Annotated in this window: 15 protein-coding genes and 1 pseudogene; 5 read left to right on the plus strand and 11 right to left on the minus strand. The window is 48.1% G+C overall.

Going from position 1 to position 22071, the window contains the following annotated elements:
• The 3 genes from KVT34_RS28065 to KVT34_RS28075 form a co-directional block, all read left to right on the plus strand.
• Nucleotides 1-582, plus strand: a 582-nt coding sequence (locus tag KVT34_RS28065) for a TetR/AcrR family transcriptional regulator (RefSeq protein WP_254635208.1), incomplete at its 5' end; no start/stop codon positions are given.
• Nucleotides 536-1276 carry an AraC family transcriptional regulator gene (locus KVT34_RS28070; protein ID WP_254635209.1) on the plus strand — a complete coding sequence of 247 codons (741 nt, stop codon included), beginning with the start codon at nt 536-538 and terminating at the stop codon, nt 1274-1276. The genes KVT34_RS28065 and KVT34_RS28070, both read left to right, overlap by 47 nt.
• Before the next feature lie 229 nt (nt 1277-1505).
• Nucleotides 1506-2393 (plus strand): SDR family oxidoreductase, encoded by an 888-nt coding sequence (locus KVT34_RS28075; RefSeq protein WP_217563003.1) that lies wholly within the window; start codon nt 1506-1508, stop codon nt 2391-2393.
• A 725-nt stretch (nt 2394-3118) separates the two neighbouring features.
• On the opposite strand, the gene KVT34_RS28080 is transcribed toward KVT34_RS28075, so the two are convergent.
• The 6 genes and pseudogenes from KVT34_RS28080 to KVT34_RS28105 form a co-directional block, all read right to left on the minus strand.
• On the minus strand, nt 3119-3535 hold the full coding sequence (locus KVT34_RS28080) for a hypothetical protein (RefSeq protein ID WP_217563004.1): 417 nt from the start codon (nt 3533-3535) through the stop codon (nt 3119-3121).
• A 354-nt stretch (nt 3536-3889) separates the two neighbouring features.
• Nucleotides 3890-6166 (minus strand): ATP-binding cassette domain-containing protein, encoded by a 2277-nt coding sequence (locus KVT34_RS28085; RefSeq protein ID WP_217563005.1) that lies wholly within the window; start codon nt 6164-6166, stop codon nt 3890-3892.
• Nucleotides 6167-6333: 167 nt separating this feature from the next.
• Nucleotides 6334-6888, minus strand: a complete 555-nt coding sequence (locus KVT34_RS28090) for a dihydrofolate reductase family protein (protein ID WP_217563006.1) — start codon at nt 6886-6888, stop codon at nt 6334-6336.
• A 320-nt stretch (nt 6889-7208) separates the two neighbouring features.
• Nucleotides 7209-7541: pseudogene (locus KVT34_RS28095) on the minus strand (dihydrofolate reductase family protein); the annotation flags it as partial.
• Nucleotides 7542-7861: 320 nt separating this feature from the next.
• Complete coding sequence (locus tag KVT34_RS28100; protein ID WP_217563007.1) at nt 7862-9013, minus strand: serine hydrolase domain-containing protein; 1152 nt, start codon at nt 9011-9013, stop codon at nt 7862-7864.
• Between the two features lie 296 nt (nt 9014-9309).
• A complete protein-coding gene (locus KVT34_RS28105) occupies nt 9310-9975 on the minus strand; it encodes a TetR/AcrR family transcriptional regulator (protein WP_217563008.1) in 666 nt (221 codons plus the stop codon).
• Nucleotides 9976-10339: 364 nt separating this feature from the next.
• Between KVT34_RS28105 and KVT34_RS28110 the strand changes: the two genes are divergently transcribed.
• The gene (locus tag KVT34_RS28110) at nt 10340-11296 is read left to right on the plus strand and encodes a sigma-70 family RNA polymerase sigma factor (RefSeq protein WP_217563009.1); all 957 of its coding nucleotides are present in this window, start codon (nt 10340-10342) and stop codon (nt 11294-11296) included.
• Between the two features lie 168 nt (nt 11297-11464).
• On the opposite strand, the gene KVT34_RS28120 is transcribed toward KVT34_RS28110, so the two are convergent.
• The 4 genes from KVT34_RS28120 to KVT34_RS28135 form a co-directional block, all read right to left on the minus strand.
• Nucleotides 11465-11881, minus strand: a complete 417-nt coding sequence (locus KVT34_RS28120) for a VOC family protein (RefSeq protein ID WP_217563010.1) — start codon at nt 11879-11881, stop codon at nt 11465-11467.
• Nucleotides 11882-12164: 283 nt separating this feature from the next.
• Complete coding sequence (locus tag KVT34_RS28125) at nt 12165-13301, minus strand: alpha/beta hydrolase (protein ID WP_217563011.1); 1137 nt, start codon at nt 13299-13301, stop codon at nt 12165-12167.
• A gap of 107 nt (nt 13302-13408) precedes the next feature.
• Entirely contained in the window at nt 13409-14068 is a 660-nt protein-coding gene (locus KVT34_RS28130) for a TetR/AcrR family transcriptional regulator (RefSeq protein ID WP_217563012.1), read from the minus strand.
• 520 nt (nt 14069-14588) lie between these two features.
• Nucleotides 14589-18437 (minus strand): NHL domain-containing protein, encoded by a 3849-nt coding sequence (locus tag KVT34_RS28135; protein WP_217563013.1) that lies wholly within the window; start codon nt 18435-18437, stop codon nt 14589-14591.
• A 272-nt stretch (nt 18438-18709) separates the two neighbouring features.
• Here KVT34_RS28135 and KVT34_RS28140 point away from each other — a divergent pair, with 272 nt between their 5' ends.
• A complete protein-coding gene (locus tag KVT34_RS28140; RefSeq protein ID WP_217563014.1) occupies nt 18710-20779 on the plus strand; it encodes an ATP-binding protein in 2070 nt (689 codons plus the stop codon).
• 862 nt (nt 20780-21641) lie between these two features.
• Here KVT34_RS28140 and KVT34_RS28145 read toward each other — a convergent pair.
• Complete coding sequence (locus KVT34_RS28145) at nt 21642-21956, minus strand: hypothetical protein (protein WP_217563015.1); 315 nt, start codon at nt 21954-21956, stop codon at nt 21642-21644.
• Nucleotides 21957-22071 lie beyond the last annotated feature (115 nt).

Raw genomic sequence — 22071 nt, forward strand, 5'->3', positions numbered from 1 at the left:
CTGGATGTGTTCAGGCAAGAGGGGAAAACCATGGATCGGCGCATCGTGCGATCAAGACAGATGATTATGCAAGCGTTTATTGGGCTGTTGGGAGAGCAGGAATTTGAGAGGGTCACCATTCAAGGGATTGCGGATCGGGCCAATGTCAACCGCGGAACGATCTATTTGCATTTTACAGACAAATATGACCTGCTGGAACAGAGCGTGGAAACGTATCTGATGATGCTTGCTGAGAGTTGTGTTCCGGAGGATGGGCCAACCAATGAACTGTCCCGGGAACTGCTGATTCGTACGTTCACGTATCTGAAAGAGCATGCAGAAATCTATCGCGTTTTGATTACCAATAAAGGTATTCCGACGTTCAGACACCGCATGACAAAGATGATTGAAGCGAATATCACCTTGGTGGTGAACCAAATGAAGCTAGAAACCGGTATCCACAGGGATGTATTGGCGCAATTCTTATCCGTTTCCATTACGGGGTTGATTGAGTGGTGGGTCTTCCAATCTATGCCATATACGCCAGAAGAGATGGTTGAACAGATGGCTAGAGTTTTGGAAGCAAGGCTGCAGCTATGGTAAACGAATTAAATTTGAAGTGGCCGTTGCCTTGCCAGTCACCATGCAGACTACAAATGCCAATCCTTCCGAGCCGTTTCTTGGTATCAGGCTGGATCTCGACTCGAGAAGAATTTCCGAGCTTGTCCTCAAAGTATATGCTCACGGCCTGCCCCCCCTTGGTCAGCGGAGTGCGGGGTACGCCGCGAACGCCGGCTTAAGCATAATGAAGGCGGTGAGCAGACTTCTGGATTGCTTATCCGATCCTGGAGATACGGAATGGATTGCTCCGCTTGTGATGGATGAAATCTTGATACGCATCCTGCGAAGTCCCTTTGGCAAACAGGTCGCTGAAATGGGTTTCGTTGATTCCGGCGTGCAGCGAGTCGCCAAAGCGATTGCCTGGCTCCAATCCAACTTTTCCCAGCAGATGAAGGTCACAGACTTAGCCGATTTGATACATATGAGTGTTTCCTCGTTTAACGAGCATTTTAAATCCGTCACTTCCATGAGCCCGCTGCAATACCAAAAAGCGCTCCGGCTGCATGAAGCAAGGCGTCTTATGTTTTCCGATTCAAGGAATGCCAGCACGGCATCCAGACAGGTTGGATATATAAGCATTTCTCAATTCAGCCGTGATTACAGCCGTTTTTTTGGAATATCGCCAAGCAGAGATATCGCCAGATGGCGGCAGCAAGAACAAGTTCCTCACGACTGAAGCACCAAATGGGGTTGAACATTTCATAGGCGATGTGGATTCGCTTTGGATTTTTCTTCTACCCGCAGCCACAAGCCGTGCGGGTGTTATTCTTCCTGCGGTGAACCGGGACTATCCCATTTTCCAACGGATCTGGCAAAAAGCGGGGCGGAATAGGCAAACCTCCCAGGTGAGACTGAACTAAAATAAACGTATAGCGTTGCTACTTACATTGTGGGAGGAATAGATTATGCGTGTTTTTGTTACAGGAGCAACTGGTTTTATTGGTTCGGCCATAGTGCGGGAACTGATCGGAGCGGGACATGAAGTGATCGGTCTTGCCCGCTCGGAAGCGGCGGCGGCACTCACCGGAGTTGGAGTGTCGGTGCATCGCGGATCTCTAGATGACCTCGACAGTCTGCGCAGCGGGGCGGCGGCAGCGGATGGGGTGATCCATGCCGCGTTTGTTCATGACTTTAGGGATTACGCCGAGGCCAACCATCAAGATAGCCAGGTGGTTAAAGCGCTCGGGGAGGCATTAGCCGGTTCTGACCGACCCTTAGTAGTCACTTCCGTAACTGCGCTCTTAACACCTGGACGCCTGGGTACGGAGATGGATACAGCCGACCCCCATTCAGTCGCACGCGTCGCATCGGAAGAAACTGCATTGGCCATGGCTTCACAAGGCGTTCGCGCATCCGTGGTTCGTCTTCCGACATCCGTCCACGGTGACGGCGACAAGGGATTGGTCCCAACTTTGATCGATGTTGCAAGAAGAACGGGTGTCTCCGCCTATGTAGGCGATGGAACGAACCGTTGGCCCGCTGTGCACCGGCTCGATGCAGCCAAACTTTATCGACTGGCGCTCGAATCTGCATCTGCCGGCACCCGATTGCATGCGATTGGCGATGAAGGGGTAGCGCTTCGCGACATTGCCACCTTAATCGGCCGCCGCCTCAATGTGCCTGTAGTCAGCAAATCTCCAGAGGAGGCGGTTGATCACTTTAATTGGCTGATGCACTTTGTGATGATGGACAATCCTGCCTCCAGCGCTTTGACCCAAGAACGCCTCGAATGGCGTCCCGCTCAGCTAACACTCCTTGCAGATATTGACCGGCAAGCGTATTTCGGAAATTAGGGTTATTGTATATAGCGGCTGGAACGCAGGATCATTCTGCATCAAGCCGCCAGCACAATCCAATCTTAACGACCTCTCGTATTAAATGTTATGGAATAATTAGGGGCTGTCCAGAAAGTCGGCACAAACTGACTTTCTGGACAGCCCCTTTTATCCCCAATTCCTCCGCGATATCAGAAAAGGATGTACGGCAGTAACGATAAATATCTTCATCATTCAATTTCCGATTTATATTGACGACGTGGATATTACTAAGGAACTTTTTTCAATTGATCAATAGTACCAAGAATTTCAAAAATGAATTTTTCAACGATTTCTACTTCATGTCCAGTCCGAGTTGATCTTTTGTATTAAACGGATAATGAGTTCTTACCAAAAAGTCATGAAATGAGGTCCCTTTGTTCTATACTCTTGAAGACATAAAGTGTCAGTTTTTAGAGTAGCTCCTGGATTCCGTCACCGATGGCCGTCAAGCTGGTTTTTGAGGAACCAGAAATGCTAGTCATAATAGCTGTATTTCGCGATTCAGTTCGTTTTGTCTGGACAAAAAGAAAAGCCGCCAACAAGGAGATAGTCCTTATCTTTGTTAAAACGTAGTGAGCCTCTGGGAAAGGAACCAAAGATGGTGACATCTTTGATTCCTGCCAATTCAGCCTAATAAGAAAAAAAGCCTCTTTAACTCATCTTGACACATGATTCAAATAATTTATCAAGCAGCCTGTACCTTAATCTTTATATTTACTGACCCATTCTGATTGCCAAGTTTGAAAGCTCTCTTTACTCAATTCCTCTATTGTCCCTCCAGTTAATGAATACCCAAGACCCGCAGGTATCTCATCAACGTTAGTATTAGTAATCAATAAATAGCCACCAATAATTTGTTCGTCAACGACCAATAATGTTGCTTTTAATTTATCATTTTTTCTCAAGTCGAGCTTGGAAATCAAATTCTTATTTTCTACAAGATAGCTCTTTGAAATTATATCTTTATTTATGTAGGGAGTTACGTCCTTATTTTGCACGCCCCATAACGCCATGTACGGTAATTGAGTTAGCTTTTCTCTTGTTAAGACGTATTGTTTTTCCTCTCCCATTTTTTTAACAACCGTTAAGTCCCTTTCTGACAAGTATTTTTCATACATGTCCGGTTCCTTACTGCTTGTGCAAGCCGAAATTAATAGTGACATAGTCAGGAATGCATAACATATGAGGCAAATTTTAAAGAATCTCATTGCTCAACCCCTTTATAGAATATTGTTTTTCCATACATTCACAATAACATTGGAGTAAACTCCAATGTCAATTCGTTTTTTTCTATTTTTTTCACGCGGTATTCAAGCAATTCTTACAACTATCCTGCCTATCGTAAAGAAGCTGTGGAATAATCCTGCTGCCTCGTATCGCTCAAGTCTACGAAATTAAAATCGTTATTGAGTGCCATACAGATAAAGACGGTATCGATGTTTCGGGATAGGGTCCGTTACAACGTACCACCGTCAGGAAGACGCTCCCTGGCCGGTTTCTGCCTTGCGTAAATACGCACCCGTTATCGAATGCTGAGCAGCAGCAAGCTGGACAGGAGTGCCTTCGAATACAATTCGGCCACCCCGGTGGCCGCCCTCGGGACCCATATCAATGATCCAGTCTGCGCTCTTGATCACATCCAGGTTGTGTTCGATGACCACTACCGTGTTGCCCCCGTCGACCAAGCGGTTCATAATGTCCATCAGACGAGAGATATCGGACATATGTAGTCCGGTTGTCGGCTCGTCCATTACATAGAGACTGCCTTTCTTGTGAAGTTCCCCGGCCAGTTTGATGCGTTGGCATTCCCCGCCCGACAAGGTGCTCAGAGGCTGGCCCAGCGTTACATATCCGAGTCCCACATCCTCAAGCGTCCGCATTTGACGGAGCAGTTCCTTCCCGCTGAAGAACGCCGAAGCTTCCCGTACCGTCATAGCGAGGACGTCACTGATGGATTTTCCGTTCAGTTTATACTGCAGCACTTTATCGCTGAACCGCTTGCCCGCGCAAATTTCACATGTCGTCCTTACCGGCTCGAGAAAGGCCAGATCCGTGTAGATCATCCCCAGACCCTGACAGTTGGAACAGGCTCCCTTGGAGTTGAAGCTGAACAGGGAAGCGCTCACCTTGTTGGCTGCTGCGAACAGCCGGCGGATCTCGTCCATCATCCCCGTGTAGGTAGCCGGATTGGAGCGGATGGACGTGCCCACGGCCGTCTGATCGATGACAATCGCTTCCGGATGCGACGGAAGGAATGCTCCGTTAATCAGCGTACTTTTGCCAGAGCCGGCTACTCCCGTTACCACGGTCAGCACACCGACGGGTATATCGACTGTCACATCCTTCAGATTGTGCAGGCTGGCGCCGGCTATGGTCATCCGACCCTTGGGCACCCTCGTTGAATTTTTCAAGGGCAGACTTTGCTTCAAGTACTGCCCTGTCAAGGTATCCGCGCGGAGCAAGCCCGAAAAGTCGCCTTCGTAGACGATTTCTCCGCCGCGGGTTCCCGCATGAGGTCCGACATCGATGATGTAATCGGCGATCTCCATGACTTCGCGGTCATGTTCGACGACGAGTACGGTATTCCCTTTGTCCCGGAGCTGACACAGCATGCCGTTCAGGCGATGGACATCCCGCGGATGCAGCCCGACGGTCGGCTCGTCGAAAATGTAGATCATGTCGGTAAGACTGCTGCTCAGATGTCGGACCATCTTGATGCGCTGCGATTCCCCGCCCGACAATGTTGCGGTCTGTCGGTCCAGACTCAGATACTCCAGCCCGATGGAGACTAGATGGTTCAGCCGGGTCAGAATCCCGTCAATCATCGGGCCGGCAACGGGTTCCCGAATGGATTCGATCATACGTATTAGCTCTCCAATCTCCATAGCCGCGCATTGGGCTATGTTGTAACCGTTAATCCGGCAGCCCAAGACCACTTGATTAAGCCGGCTTCCCCCGCAAAGGTTACACTCCCTATTGGATAGAAAGCGGTCAAGGGTTTCGCGTTTGGCATCAGACATCTCGCTGCTGTCCCGTTTTAAATACAGGCGGGTGAGCTTGGGTAGCAGACCTTCATAATCCGATTCGATATCGCCGCCTTTGGTGCGGTATACGATCTTGCTTTCTTTGCCGTGGAGAAGGGTATTCCATTCTGCCGGCGTATAGTCGGAGAGCCGCTTGTCGTTGTCGAACAAGCCGGAATGGGTGTACGTATTCAAGTACCAACTTCCTACTTTGAATACGGGGAACAGGATCGCGCCTTCATTCAGCGATTTGGAACTGTCAAGCAGCTTGTCCACATTAAACTGCACCACCTTTCCGACTCCGGAGCATTCCGGGCACATGCCGGCTGGGTCGTTAAATGAGAAAACATGCGAATTGCCGGCAAAAGGTTTACCGATTCTGGAGAACAGCAGCCGGAACATCGCATAAATATCCGTGATTGTGCCAACCGTCGAACGGGAGTTGCCGCCGAGGCGTTTTTGATCGATCACAACCGCCGTGGACAAGTTCTCGATGAGATCGGTATCCGGTTGACTATACCGGGGGAGCCGGTTGCGGATGAATGCGGAAAACGTCTCGTTAAGCTGCCGCTGAGCTTCGGCGCTGATGGTGTCAAATACCAGGGAAGATTTGCCCGATCCCGAGACGCCGGTGAAGATCGTGATTTTTCGCTTCGGGATGCGGACATTCACGTTTTTCAGGTTATTCTCGCGTGCTCCTTTGATTATGATAGTTTCGACGTTCATAGACTCCACCTCGGATTTCCATTTTTTTAGCTTTCACGTATAACGAAATAATCGTAACAGTTTTAGACTAAACCCGATAAATGAAAAAGCGGCGGTCGAAGACCGGAAAATAAAGTCTTAGACTTGCCGCTGTTAATACGATTTTATCATTGGAATGTGCAATATGATTAGTTCCCATCCAAATGATAAATTAGTTGTACAACGCCTGAGGATAACGTTCTTGTATGAACCATTTTTAAATTCAACCTCTGTTTTATATCCACAAACAGCGGTTTCCCTTCTCCCAAAACAACAGGGTGAACAGATAATCTAAATTCATCAACAAGTCCTAAATTGATAAAAGTTGTAATAAGACTTGCTCCGCCATATAGCCAGATGTCTTTACCGGGCCTATTCTTTAATTTATTTACTTCTTCAAGAATATGATCATTTATGAATATTGCTTTGTTATCAGTCCCCTTTTGCGTTCTGGAAAACACATATTTCTCTTTACTATGAACCGATTCCCAGAATTCTCTCTCAGAATCCGAATGTTCAAGTTCCGGAGTAAATTGTCCCCATAAATCATAGCTTTTTCTTCCATACAAAATGGTATCAATTTGATTTAAAAAATGAATAAACCCCATCTCAGAGTCCATTATGCACCAATCAACTTCACCCTTTTTCCCTTCAATAAAACCATCTAAAGTAACCGCTAAATCTAAAATTATTCTTCGTTTCATGATTTGTTACTCCTTTCGTTAATCTACCACCCATTTTAAACCTCAAATACGTCACCTTATGTCATATTTAATAAGAGAGAGGATATCTTTTTAACAATGCTCTGTCCGTCAGAGAGACTCCCTAAAAGCAATACAAGCATTTCTTCTGTCAGCAGAAAATAAAGTTTTAGACTGACCAAAGAAAATAGAACAGCGACAGCTAAGGACGAGAAAATAAAGTCCTAGACTGTCGCTGTTCCATTGAACTAACGTTACCCGTCGTATTGAGAGGTCAGCCCCGTTAACTGATTGGGTAATGCAAACTACTTTACGAGGCAAGGTCATCTAACCGTCTTATAATAGAGACCAATGGCTCCGGAATCGAACGTTTTATTTTCGATAAGTTTAAGCTTGGTCTTCTCTTGAAGTCCTTGAAACAACGGCAGCCCGCTGCTGATCAGGACAGGAGAAACGGTGATTTTGTACTCATCGATAAGATCAAGACCCATCACGTGGTGCGCAAACCTGGGACTGCCGAGGATGACAATATCCTTTCCTGGCTGCTCCTTCAAGTTAAGGATTTCTTCCTTGACATTCTCTTTCACCAGTCTGGAATTGTTCCATTCCACTTTATCAAGCGACTTGGAAAAAACAATTTTGGATGTTTGCTCAATTAAGCTATCGTCTCCAGTTAGCGTAACATCGTATATGAATTTTCATATTACAAATACCGCGACAAAAGAGCCGTTCCTACATCTTGTTTATTAGGATCATTACTAAATGCAAAGATCCCACCCCCACAATCAAACCAACTATCAGGACAAAAATATGCTGCTAAGAAAACTAAAATTGTAGAGCATCCGTACCGCCGATCCGAGTCATTCACTGGATTAGCGGTTTTTTTACTCAACTTGGTCAGTCCGGCGACCGCTCTACCCCATGCACAACCGGAAAGAGTCCAGCCTTAGGGTGTACGGGGCCACGGTGCTCAGCCCTATTTACTGGCCGACCCGCCGCCGAACACCTCCTCGACGAGCCTCTGCGTCGCTTTCTGGAATGCCACTGCCAGGGACATTGCGACGTCGTCCACATAGTTCACGGAGGCGGTCAGGGTCTTGCTGCCGTCAGGCGTGCTGTACATCAGTGCCGCGTAACCCGAAATGCCGCCGTTGTGGGTGATGATGGTACCGTCGCCGTTCGGGCCGGCGTCCTGTACGAACACCCCCAAGCCATAGCCGATTTTGGGATGCGGCTTGCACATCTCGGCCAGCAGCGGGGCCGGGAGTAGCTTGCCGCCCATCAGCGCGGAGATGAACGTGTGGAGATCCTGGGTGGTCGAGATCATGTCACCGCCGGTAGAGATCCAGGAGGGGTTCTGGCTGGTGACGTCGACCGTTTTCTGCTCGCCGCCGTCCTCGTACCGGTAGTAGGCGTGGGCGTGCGGTCCGGGGATCTCCGGCTGGCTGTCTGGCACCACGGTACCTGACAGCCCAAGCGGCCCAAGAATAAGCCGCTGCATCTCCTCGGCGAGCGAGCTGCCGGTGACCTTCTCGATCAGCAGCCTGGCCAGCACGTAGTTGGTGTTGGAATAGCTCCAGTCCGTTCCCGGTTCGAATCGCACCGGCTTGGACAGTGCCAGCCGTACCAGCTCATCCGGCCGGTAGGTCTTGAACCGGTTGTCTACCCACTCCTGGCCCTGCCAGGGGATTCCCGGCACGACGGTCCCGTCTTCGTAGTACTCGCCGGTGAAGTTGAACACCCCGCTGGTGTGTTGCAGCAGCATCCGCACCGTGATCCGCCGGTCCAGCCTGAACTCGGGCAGGTAGTCTACCACCGGGTCGTCCAGCCCGATCCTGCCCTCGGCAACCAATTGCAGCACCACGGTCGCGGTGAAGGTCTTGGTGTTGCTGCCTATCCGGAAGTGCCCGTTTGTAGGCGGCTTCGCCTCCTCGCCCAACCTGCTCACCCCGGCGCTGCCGACCCACTCGCCCTTCTCATCGTGTACGCGCAGCTGCACTCCGAGGAAACCGGAATCGACTATCTCCTGGATGGCGTTCTGCAGCTCCGAGCGATCCTGCCCGGCAGCAAATCTTTTTTCCTTCATCTTTTCTGACGAACTAAAATCTTCTGTTGTTTTCTTTTCCATTTAGTATCCCCTACTTTACTTTTTTATCAGTCCTGTTGTTTTGAACTATAAACTCTCTCCCGGCTTGGCGTGTGACAATTTGGCATCCATGCCTTTGAGAGCAGCAAGTGTCAGTTTATCCATCGTCGCACCGTCAAAGCAGATCGTTTTGATCATGCGATAGTACTTCTTAGTAGCGGGTGGTTATTGTCAATTTCTGATTCATTGCATTCACATCCACACGTTTGAATCTTGATCAATTATTAATACCAACCGTTGGTATGAATAGGCTTAAAAATAAGCTGCCTTTCGGCAGTTTATTTTTCTTTCCTGACTTCTCTAGCTGAGGAACGAAACAATTCCTCGAGTCGTAGAAACATTTGTTCATCGAACAGATCAAGCCCCAGGCCTTTCAGTATTTCATCGAAAAACCTTAACTTGCGCAACATCATCTCGGGCGAAGCTTGGATGACCGCCGGGTTTAGCCATATGTTGGTGAGAATCATCAGCACTTCGCTAAGCTCCCTAGGATAGTCGGTTCGGATCGATCCGTCTCGCATACCCTCTTCGATGATGGGCTGGATGTAGATGGGTACGGCTTTATCGATGATGTTCCCGATCTGTGCCGCCAGCATCTTCGGATTGCGCAAAAGGTTCGGTGCCACCGATGCCAATTCGTCTTGGGCGGGATTGTCGAGAGAGACGTGGGAAATCTTGCGAAGCTTTTCCAGTCCGTTCAGCTCCTTGTCGTCCCGGACACCGGACAGCATATCATCAACACCTTGGAACAAATGGTCGGTGACAGCCTGCAGGATCTCCTCCTTCGACTTGAAGTGATGGTAAATTGCCCCTTTTGTCAGCCCGCCCAGCTCATTAATGATATCTTGAATGGAGGTCTGCTCGTATCCTTTTTGTATGAATAGGTTAAGAGCCACGGTTAGAATTTGGTTGATTGTTTCTTCAGGATATTTATTCCGTGCCATTCGATTCGCCCCCTCTTTTCATACATTCGGTTGGTATGTAACAAATGTATCCGATCATCCTTTTAATGTCAAGACCAAAAAACAAAACCATTTGATTTGGTTTAACCCGTATTTTTAGGCTTTTCTTGAAACGAGTGATCTCATGGATTAGCTCCACTATTCAGGTCTTGGCGTGAGGTATTGCGAATTATTTCAAAAGTATGGACAAGGGTTAGTCTATTGGCTATTGAATTATAAGATACGATCATGCTAAATTTTTGCCCATGTGTACTAAATCCTGCCTATTTATTCGGATTGAGGCTTTCCGCTTCATTGCATATAATGAAGGTACCACCCTTCGGGGAGATCGTTAAGGGAGGCCGCGATGAACGAGACCGCATTTGACGAACCATTATTTGCAAGCTTGAAGCCGGGTTTAACCACGTTTTGTTACCGTATGCTAGGCTCCATGGACGATGCGGACGATGCCGTTCAGGAGACGAGTATTCGGGTCTGGCAGAGCTGGAGCACGTTCAGACAGGATTCCTCGTTCAAAACCTGGGTTTATCGGATTGCCTCCAACCTGTGCTTGGACAAACTGAGACAATCCAAACGCCGCGCGCTTCCCGTTGACTTGTTCGACCCGGCCGTCGCCATCGTCGAGCCGCGCGGTACGCTGCCGGACTCTGTCTGGATCTGGCCGTCTCCCGACTTTGGGGGTAATCCGGAGGATCGGCTCGTCCGCAGAGATACCCTTCAACTGTGCTTCATCGCTCTCCTGCAGATCTTGCCTCCGCGGCAGCGTGCGGTACTCATTTTGAAAGATGTATTTGAATGGTCCTCCAAGCAGATCGCGGGAACGTTGACGATGTCGCCGGCAGCGGTGAACAGCGCCTTGCAAAGAGCCCGAGAGACGATGGACCGGGCGCAGCTTCGCTCGGATGAGCTCAGCAGCATGGTCGTTCAACCGGAGCAGCAGCTGCTGTCCCGGTATGTGGAGGCCTTCGAGCAATTCGATATTGCTGCGCTCGTCGCGTTGTTCCACGAGGAAGGCTGCATGTCGATGCCGCCCTTCGAGATGTGGATCCGCGGCAAGGAAGATTTGTCCGCCTTCTATTCGCTTACTCGCTGGCATTGCGAAGGTTCGCGATTTGTACCCGTTACGGTGAATGGCGGTTATCCGGCGTTGGCCCAGTATATGCCGGACAAAGAGGGCTCTGGCCTGGTACCCTGGGGCATCCATGTCATCGAAACCAAAGAAAATCAAATCCTGCACGTTCAAAACTTCATTCATACGCCATTATTTTTGCGATTTGGGCTGCCTGAGCGAATGGACCAATGAATTTCGTCATTGGCAATCCCGTCGAGTTCCAGCAAGCAGGCTGGCAAGCGATCATGGACAATTTCAAAGCCTATACCGAACAAAACTAATCATCGCGAAGAAGACGCCTGGGAAGATGCCCGGCGTCTTTCTTTTTGAACCCTAGTACGAGCGTGCTCTCCGTTAGCCTTAATCTTGTGCCGCATCTATGTTCATGTAGTTAATGGCCCACAGATGGCCGTCTAAGTCCACGAAGCCCCAATGATACATGAACCCATGATCTTCAGGTTCAGCGTGCAATTTCCCGCCCAAGGAGACCGCGGTATTCACGATTTCATCGACCTTTTCCCGGCTCTCGAAGGCCAGTGCGATTGTCATTTGCGCATACTTGCTCGTATCGACGGTTTCCTTCTCCGTGAGCGTATTAAAGAATGCTTGATTGATCAGCATGACCTGCAGGTTGTCGCCGATCACGATGGCTACCGAATTCTCGTTCTCGGGGAATTGCGGGTTGAGCTCGAATCCGATTCCGGTGAAGAACGCTTTCGATTGTTCTACGTTTTTTACAGGCAGGTTGAAGCTCGTGAATGCGGACGTTAATGCCATTTTCAAAACACCTCTTCGTCAAATTAGTTTGTGTTCATTTATGCCTTCGTTTATATAGACGACATCCGATCTTGGAATTCATCGGTCTCATGGATTCGGAAGCATAAATTTTGAAAAATAACTTGTATTGAGTGTGTTTTTCAACGGTGAAAACACCGCTTATCTCAAATAGAAAACAATGCCTGAAATATGAGAGAGCCGATAACCGCGTAATAGGGTTATCGGCTTTGTGTCTGTACGGCTAACTCTTTGACATCCGTTTATCAGCAACCTCTCGGTTATGTCACTTGTTGCTGGTCTTCTTGATCAAGTCCACGCCATCGTATGCCAGACTTTCCACACTTGCCGCCTTCTGCAGGATGTAATGATCAAAAAATTTCTTCGTATAGTCTGTAACAAGATTTCGCATCTCCATAGCATCCCGTTCGCCTCTGATTTCCTCATTAACACTGGTAAACACGATGTCGCAGTAATCTAAATGCGCAACACGATCAACAGAGAAATAATAGGTTTCCATGCTATTGTTAGCACCAATTATCGCATTCATGTTGTAGTTAGGTTCACAAAACAGTAGCAAGAAGGGTTTCTTAAGGTCGCTGCCCTGAAGGCCGAACGCACCGCTATCCAAGCCAATCCCGCAGGCGAACCGGTCGTCGTCCCGGCAAACAATCGCCGTCGTAAGCCCTCCATAAGAATGTCCGACTATGCCCATGCCGATGTCAAGCAATAATCTGCCCTTAAAGTTGGAATTCAGCTCTCCAGAGTCCAGTTTGTAAAGATAATCGGCTACATACCTTACGTCTTCTGCCTGTAATTCACTATACTCTGTTAACTTGTAAACTATCGGCAGTGTAAGCACGTTATGGCACATCTCAATGGCAGTTTCATCGTCAGGCCGCATCTCCATCTTACCAGCCAACGCCAGCATCTCCGGATCTTCAGAAAACGCCATAATGACATCCGAAAAATCCTTGGATACATTAAACAGGCGCCCATCTTTACGCTTATACATCGTGCTATTCTGATGGCCGATGCTTACCACAACATATCCCATGCTTGCCAAGTCTGTACAGATCACTGTACCCCATTCTGGAGAACCGCCCCCGCCGCAAACATAGAATAACACCGGGTAGCGCTTTTCCTTCCCGGAGAGAGCAAGGTTGTCGTAACACTGGGTCTTGATATCTATAGAGAAAGCATCCTTCAACGGAGTGACAAGTGGCTGCTCATTAAACATCTCGTAGACTTCAGGAAACATATACGTTGATGTAGCCTTACCTTCGCTGCTGTCGGACGGATAGTACACAAACGCCGTCAGTTCTCTTTTGGAGTGATCTGATGCCGTGTACTCCAAATCCATCTGGGTCCGGCCGACAGTATAGCTGCCAATTGGTTCTGGAAATGCGTCATACGTTTTCATTTTCTTGTTCCTCCTTAATTAATAAAAGTGACGAATGTGAAATACATACGTTATAAGCGCTTTTCAAAACAGTGAAACGATTACATCCTATCTTCAGTGAATCCTATCTACTCCTTGGCTTTCTTGAGATCGCTAACCATTTCAGAATATTTATGATCTTCAAGCAGCCCATGACCCATAAAGTCAGCAAAGTATTTGCTAATCTTATGTTGCAGCGTAGAGTCCTTAATATCGAATTCCCTAAAAAACATGACTAAATTAAACTGCATTGACTCAAACATAAAAGAAATCAGGTCGTCGTCAATATCAGGTCGGAGATATCCGTCAACTCTCATTCGGCGTAAAATGCCCTTGATTAAAGGGGAGGACTCGCCCTTTAGCACATTCAGATATACTTTAAGCAAAATGTTCTCAGGAATGTATAAAAATGTTTTAGTGAGTTTGATTTCCAACTCATTCAGTGGCTCGGTCACAATGCCATTAACGTTACCAAATAAGCCAGTAAGGAAAAACTGGAAAAGGGAATCTTCATTACTGTTATTAAAATACGCAGCTCTTTTCTGGGTCACATTACGTATTAAGAGACAATAAAGGTCATCTTTGTCTTCAAAATACCGATAAAATGTTCCGGGGTGCATGGACAAACAATCCAAAACCATTTTCATAGTTATATCCTCGTAAAGATTATCAACAAAAAGATGCATAGCGCTATTAGATATTTCCTCGCGCCTTGCTTCATCCAAACGAAAGAACGAATTTTTTGGCATAGGCTACTCCTTCATGTGAAGTGTGAATTGATTCACACTATATCGATAATCCATTCATGTGTCAAGTAGTATTGAAATATTAATATCATTACATCTGTTTGGGTTATTAAGATACATTTAAGTGTTGGTTTAAAGCCTCCGTAATAAGGTTACCAAACCTTTGAATATCAGATACGTAATCGAACCCATTCTTTCCGCTAAAAGTCCATAGACTATTCGTCATTCGTACAACCACCGCATTGTGTTCAGGGATTACAGTACATGAACAACCAGATGCCCCCAGGGTTTGGTATGTTCCTTCAGGAAGATCTGGTCCAATTTGTTGCCCTTATATTGCTCCCTTATTCAGATGCAAGTTCCCCAGCTTTGGAACGTAATCAAACGGCCAGGGAATGCAAAAAGGACTGTCAAAAATGACAGTCCTTTTTTTCTTTTTGATCCAGTCAATGTCCAGTCAAATCAGGAGTTCGGTAGCAAATGTTCTTGAGAGCATAAGCGGAAAACCTGGTTTTTCCAAGCGTTATTTTGGGGTTTCCAGCATTCGGAGTAAAAGAGCTGCCGCTTCCGCTCTCAACGCTGTATCTTCCGGCACGAACTTATTACCCTCGCGACCGCTGGCAATGCCTAGTGCACGAATCGCTTCCACAGAGCCTTTTGCCCACTGGGGAATCGCTTCATCATCGGCAAAGCCAGTAACCGTATTGGCTTTGAATGACAGTTTGAGCGCTCTTGCGACCATGACCGCCATTTCTACGCGGGTAATCTGTGTATGCGGACGGAAGCTTCCGTCTTCATATCCATTAATAATTCCTGCCTGTACCCCCTGGTCGATTGCTTGCTGCGCCCAGGTGCCGATCTGATCGTTATCGGTGAACGTTACTTTTGCACCTTTCTCTTCCAATTGCAAGGCACCTGTCAACATCACCATAAACTCCGCACGGGTAATGGGATGATTCGGTTTGAACGTTCCGTCCGGATAACCGCTGATAATGCCTTTCGCCGTGGCGCGTTTGATGTAACTTTCCGCCCAATGTCCAGCAATGTCGGTAAACGTGGTCACGGGCGGTTTTGCCTTCTCTGATTCCGGCGTTTTCCGTTCAATGGTGATCGTATACGTTTTTCGGGAGCCGTCTTCTGCCGTAACAATCAGAGGAATGACGTTTTCCCCTTCCTCTAATTCGATTTGGATGCCGTCGCTGAACGCTTTATCCTGCCAAGTCACTTTGGCCGCCGGGTGCGCAGCAGTTGCTCTTACCTCAATTTGTTTCGCTTCCGTTTGGGCTGTATACAAAAACGTATCTTCTATAAACGACGGCGCAAGGGAAAAGCGCTTTCCACCCGCCCGGATTTCCAGTGATTTCAGACTGGCGTTACTGGATAAATACCAGCCGCCGCCTCTCGAACCTCCGTCCGAATCACCGCCGCCGGAGGATGAGCCTGGGAGCGTCGTAGCGGTCTTGCTTAATCCAGGATTACTTTCATTATTCGCCGCATCATAGGCTTTGATGGTAAATGGATAACTCGTACCCGGAACAAGACTTGTCATCGTATACGAATAAACGTTGTCCGTGACCGAGTATTCATACTTGCCGCTTACTTGGTCCACTTTCTTTTCGTCATTCACGTAGAGGCGATATCCAATCACGGAAACATGATCTTGTGCCGCTGGCCAGGACAATCTTACGCTCGTCTGCGTGATGTCCGAAACGGTCAGCTCACTGCCCCCTGGCCATACCGGCGCTTCGGTGTCCGGATCGGGCGATTGCGGCAATGTCTTAGCCGAAGCAGTCAGTGCTTTACTTTCGTTCCCCGCCGCATCGTAGGCCATGATTTTGAATGTGTAGGTTGTGTCTGCCGTCAGGCTGTCAATGGTGGTTACATAGACACTGCCGCTTAGCGTTTCACGCTCCGTGCCATTTACGTAAATCCGGTAGCCTGCTACACCCACGTTATCCGTCGCGCTTGGCCAGGAAAGCTTGACGCTCGTTTGCGCAATGTCCGAAACGGTCAATACACTGCCCTTTGGCCATGTCGGCGCTTCGGTACCCGGTTCAGATCGTTGGGGTGTGACGCTCACTTCATTGGAAGCAGCGCTATCACCCCCTCCCGGGTTGGTTGCTTTGACAACAAAATAGTACGTCGTTCCATTGGTAAGCCCCGTGACTTCGTGCCCATAGACCGAGCTGCCTACCGTAGCGACTTCCTTTCCGTAATGGCCGGATATTTTGCTAATGTATATTTTATAGCCCGTTGCGCCGACTACAGAATTCCATGAAAGCGTGACTTTCTCATCTCCGGCGACAGGATTTTTCAGTACCGGTGCCTCGGGTGACCAAGGTGTCGTATCCACGATCGGAATGACTAGCGTCTGCGGCGCGCCCGCACTGAACGTAAACGTCAAGGTGAGCGTACGGACTGCCTGCCGTGCCAAATATTCCTTTTTGATCGTCAGCATTTCGCCCAACAGCGTATAATCCCCCTGCGCCAGCTCGTCTGAACCATTCTTGATGCTGACCAGTACGTTACCGTTCAGCCTAACGGTCGTCGTCACGTCGGCCTGGTTTGCCGGGTTCTTATCGAAGGTTCCGCTTATCGGATCGACGCTGCTGTCTTGCGGCCTAGGAAGCGTTACGGTCTTACTCTCAATCGGCGTCAAACCCAACGCTTCGAAAGTAAGCTGCGCGCCCTTCACCTCGGCTGCATTTGTTGCACCAAGATCGGTAAAGGTGACGACGCCTGCGCTGGCCGTCGCCGTTGCTGTTCCCGTCAGCGTCCAAGCCCCCGTATCTTTTTTCGATACGGTCACAACGGTGTTGTTGTCGCCTGTGCTCGTATTGCCATAAACATCGAGAAGCGTTAGGACCGGCTGATTCACGAATGTTCCCCCGATGCTGGCTGGAGCCGCAATGTCCGTGGTTAACGACATCGAATCCGCATTTCCTGCTTTCGGTGTGATGATGAGCGCATTGGCTGCCGGCATGGCCACGTCCGCCACGCTCAAGATAATGGTTTGGGCAGCCGCTTTGTTCAGTTTCAAATTTACCGTAGCTACGCCACTTGCAAATTTGACGCTGGCCGTGCTCGACGAGACGCTTAAGGCCATTCCGTCCAGACGGCCATAGGAATTGTCCGGCGCTTGCAAGTACCCGGATATCGTCACATCATGCGCATCGTTAAATGAAGTATCCGTGTTCCCTAGCGAGTTTTTTACGGTTAACGTGATCGCATTGTTGACTCCAACTCCGGGAATGGACGTTTCGGCGGATGCGATGACCGTTTGCCCGCTCAGTTTTCTGATTCGGTTATTTAACGAATCCGCTATATACAAGTCTCCGCTGCCGTCTACCGTGACTCCGAATGCGGAATTGAGTTGGGCGTATGTCGCCGGTCCTCCGTCCCCCGAGAATCCTTGAACGCCCGTACCCGTTATCGTGCTGATCTTCCCTGCCGAATCTACTTTCCGTATCCGGTTGTTTAAAGTATCCGCAATATACATATTTCCGCTGCTGTCCAGCGCCACTCCAGTCGGCCTGTTTAACTGAGCTGACGTTGCGGCTCCCCCGTCCCCCCCATATCCGGCAACGCCCGTACCCGCTACCGTACTAATCTTCCCTGACTCATCCACTTTCCGTATCCGGTGGTTATCATAGTCGGCGATATACAGAGTTCCGCTGCTGTCCACTGCCACTTCAGTCGGCATGTTTAACTGAGCTGACGTTGCGTCTCCTCCGTCCCCCCCATATCCGGCAACGCCCGTACCCGCTACCGTACTAATCTTCCCTGACGCATCCACTTTCCGTATCAGGTTGTTTAAAGTATCCGCAATATACATATTTCCGCTGCTGTCCAGCGCCACTCCATAGGGCGTATGCAATCGAGCCGACGTCGCTGCTCCTCCATCCCCCCCATACCCGGAAAAGCCTTTACCGGCTACCGTGCTGATCTTCCCTGACGGATCCACTTTCCGTATCCGGTGGTTGTAAGTATCCGCAATATACATATTTCCGCTGCTGTCCAGCGCTACTCCAATCGGATGGTTTAATCGGGCTGACGCTGCGTCTCCTCCGTCCCCTCCGTATTCTGTAACGCCCGTACCGGCTATCGTGCTAATCTTCCCTGAGGGTTCCACTTTCCGTATCCGGCTGTTTAAAGTATCCGCAATATACATATTTCCGCTGCTGTCCAGCGCCACTCCATTAGGGTAACTCAATTGGGCCGATGTCGCCGGTCCGCCGTCCCCCCCATATTCAAATTTAGAGCTTGAACCCGCTACCGTACTGATGATGAAACTGCTTGCAGCGTAGGCTTTTCCTCCGTTCAGTTCCGGAACCATTGACGTGATTAATACAAAAGCCAGCACACTGACCATTAACTTTTTTATCTGCTTACAAATGTTTTCCCTCTCCCTTTATCGTTTTTTTCGGCTATAGGTTTTTGCTATACTGTCCAGCTCCACCAGACAATTTTAATAGTATAGGACAATGATCGTAATGGTATCTCATTTTTATCGCACATTCGTCTCAGCTATCATATTCACACTTTAGTAAAGGATTGTTGCATATATTGTCGAATTCATACTGGAAATAGACGCCTCGATGGAGGGCCAAAATCCTAACTTGCCGAATGGAGGAGCATATCTGAATGCAGAAACTCGCCGAAATCCTTGATGTAGAGCGAAGCCGCCTATTTGTAGGTAGAAAATCGGAGCTTGGCCTAGTACAAGATTGGCTTAAGCGTGTGCAAGCGCCAACTGAAGTGCTGTTCCTCTCCGGCATGGGGGGCATAGGAAAATCTGCACTAATGCTTCAATTTACGAGCTTAGCGCGACAGGAAGGCGCAACCACGATCTGGCTTGATGGCCGTTCCTGTGCAGATTCCCCTGCCGGCTTTATGGAGGCTCTGCATCATTCCTATCTGTCTAATCCGCAAGCTCGTCATACATCAGACAGCTCATTTCAGGAGTTTATTACTGCAATAGCAGCAAGGAAGACGATGCTGTGTATCGATAATTACGAAGCCATACAGCGAATCGAAGGCTGGCTTCTCGAAGTATTTCTATCCAGCCTTCCTGCAGCAGACCTGCTGGTGGTAATTGCGGCCAGACAGGACTTGTCGGCTGGATGGGTAGGCAATCTGGCGTGGAGCAGCCGCTGCAGAAGAATTCATCTTGGTGCCTTTTCTCGGGAAGAAGCGGTGCTCTATTTGCGACAAAGAGGCTGGAACGATACGAATGAAATGAATCAGCTTATCAGCCATTCCCGCGGACTGCCTCTGGCTATGGCTCTATTTGTTGAACGCTTGCGATATCCGGAAGCACAACCAGGTTCATTCGCCTGGCCAGTCTCGATGCAGATCAGCGCAGGCATGCTGCGTGAAGCCGCCTCACACGAATTCAAAGATCTGATCGATCTGTTATGTATCGTCCCACATGCGACACCAGAGTGGTTGGGAAGATTTCTTGGCGCTCCGTTGACTTCGGTAGAGCTTCAACGATTCTGCCAACTTTCCTTTATTCGGCCTACGGCCGGGGGAATTGCTCTGCATGATGTTGCGCGTACCTTTCTAACCCAAGACCTTCGGCTTCGCGAGCCCGAGCGTTATCAGGCGTTGTGGCACCGTATCATTGAAGAACTAGCGATAGAACTAAAACATGCGAGCAATCATGAAAAGAGACGCATTGCTTCTGTTATGCTATCGACCTGTCAAGATAGGTTTCAATTAAATTCCGTTTCCGTATTGTCTATCCATAATCTGGATTCCCTGCATATGGAATCTTTTCAGCCCTTTGATCTGCCCCACTTGCATCAAATGATGAAAGAAGAGGCGCAATACTCCTTTTCGGTCGAAATCGATCATGCCGTTATGGATGTCTTATCCGTATATTTTCCAGAAGGTATTCGCGTGTACCGCAACCCGAAAGGGAAACCGCTAGCTTTTACGGCAGGGCTGCTGCTATATAAGGAAACCATATCGTTATTAGAATGCCTTTTTCCCGGTTTGCTTGATACTGTTTTTCCAAAGGAGATCAAAAGACTGCGGCAAACGTCAATTGAAGAAGCCGACACTTACTATCATTTGCGTGCCAGCGCGTCGCCGCACGGTCATATCTATTCCTATCACGAGCTGATCGGTGTCATCACGAAAGAGCTGATTACGCATAATTCTGTAGGAATGCGCTTTGTCATTGTAACGGCTTATGAGGAGACAAACGAGGTTCTGCAAAATGCCGGATTTCGAATGCGTACATTGCCGGATCCTATCAGGGAGCACCTTTTTCAAAGAGCGAAGGCTGCTATTCATGAACAGGATTGGCGCGGTACAAGCTTTGTCGACCAAATCCTTGATCTGATTCATTTTGCTTCGAATTACAAAGAAAACAGAGCCAAACATTTCGAACTTACGGAAAAAGAGGTCAAAGCAGCTCTCTCTTTGATTAACGATCCTGAAGCACTGGCTCAAACCGAGCTTGCGGGAAAACTATCTTGCAGCGGTTTCAAATTACAGCAAAAATTGCACAGGATTTTCTTACATCCCCCTCCCTTTCCGCTTAACGATAACAACCTTGGCTTGCTGAACCTATATGCGGAAGCACCGCAGCTTACCGTGGACTCGGCTGCCGCGCAGATGCACATGAGCCGAGCGACTTACTACCGTGTCCGAAAAGAAACGCTGCTTAATTTGAAGGATGTGCTTACCAGAAAAACAATTTGATCCGATGTATCGATTACTCCCTTTAAAAGGATTTTCCGGATTGAAAAAATCGTTCGGGCCCGAGCCGGACTAACTGGAGGAACGGAGACTCCAAAAAGAATAACCGACTCCTACGTTTTTTCTCTTACTTCATACTCCTTCGTGCGCCTGTTAAACGTAGGCTTAGTCATATTGATTTTCTGCATGGCTTTGGTCGCCGTCATATAACCAACCTTACACTCCTGGTACGTCGCATAAAGACATCGTGGTTCGTTACTACAATGAACAACAAAAAGAGGATCTGCTGCAAATAAGCTCCTCAACTAACGTTCCCATTTGCGTAATGAGGTACCATGAGAGCCAGTCACACAACTAAGCCGAGAAGCGGACATATGAGCATCTCGATCTTCCTCCAAGTGAAAACTCGTTTTAGTTAAGTAAAACCAAGGTAATAGCTTATCCGTTATCCTGCCCGTTTGTAGGATGTAAGAAGGATCCGCCGCGGCGGATCCTTCTGCTGTTTATTGAGTTATCGTACCCGTTAGTTTAACGCGACTGCTCACCAATAGACAGTCCTTTTTGATTTCTGCTCCGGGCACTCTTAATCTCGAACAAATCTCAATGATACGGAGACTTCTACTTCAAGATCCCCCCGCTCTTTCAAAAAATCACCTAGGGAAATGGGTAATAGGCCATAGCATTTTTTAGCTACCAAGTGTCTTGAAATTTCTTTTATCTTGTATTTTTCTTTCCATTCTTTTAACAACTTAACGAGATCGCATTTTTTAGAAATTCAATTTGGATACAAATCGGTCAACAAAGATTATTACTCTATGAAGAAGGACCCTCTATTTTTAGATATAATTATCAGGTAAATCTATACCTAGTAGTTATTATAGAAAAATGCATCTTCTAGCCAATTACCAAATCTATCGTAAACTTGAACAGACCCACCACCACCACTTTTTAACGCTGTAACTAGACCAGTTTTCGATACAGAAATTCCCTCCCGGATAATATATACTTCGTAGGTATAACCCTTTCCATATCCCATTTGATAGGTTTCTCCCATCCTATAAAACGCATGGTCATATTGGATTACCTGTGTGCTAACCTCTTCTGTTGTAGCAGCGTTAGCTGCACCCGAACTTAAAGCAAGCGTGAAAATGACTAACATCGAAAGGAATAATTTTTTCATCACGATACCTCCCAATTTTTTCTTAATTATACATATTATGCATTCAAACGACAAGTTGATTTTTTATGAACAGAAAAAGCATCTCTATAATTCAACTGGACATTAAAATTCGATC

This window comes from Paenibacillus sp. GbtcB18, assembly GCF_019091125.1.
Taxonomy (GTDB): Bacteria; Bacillota; Bacilli; order Paenibacillales; family NBRC-103111; genus Paenibacillus_F; species Paenibacillus_F chitinolyticus.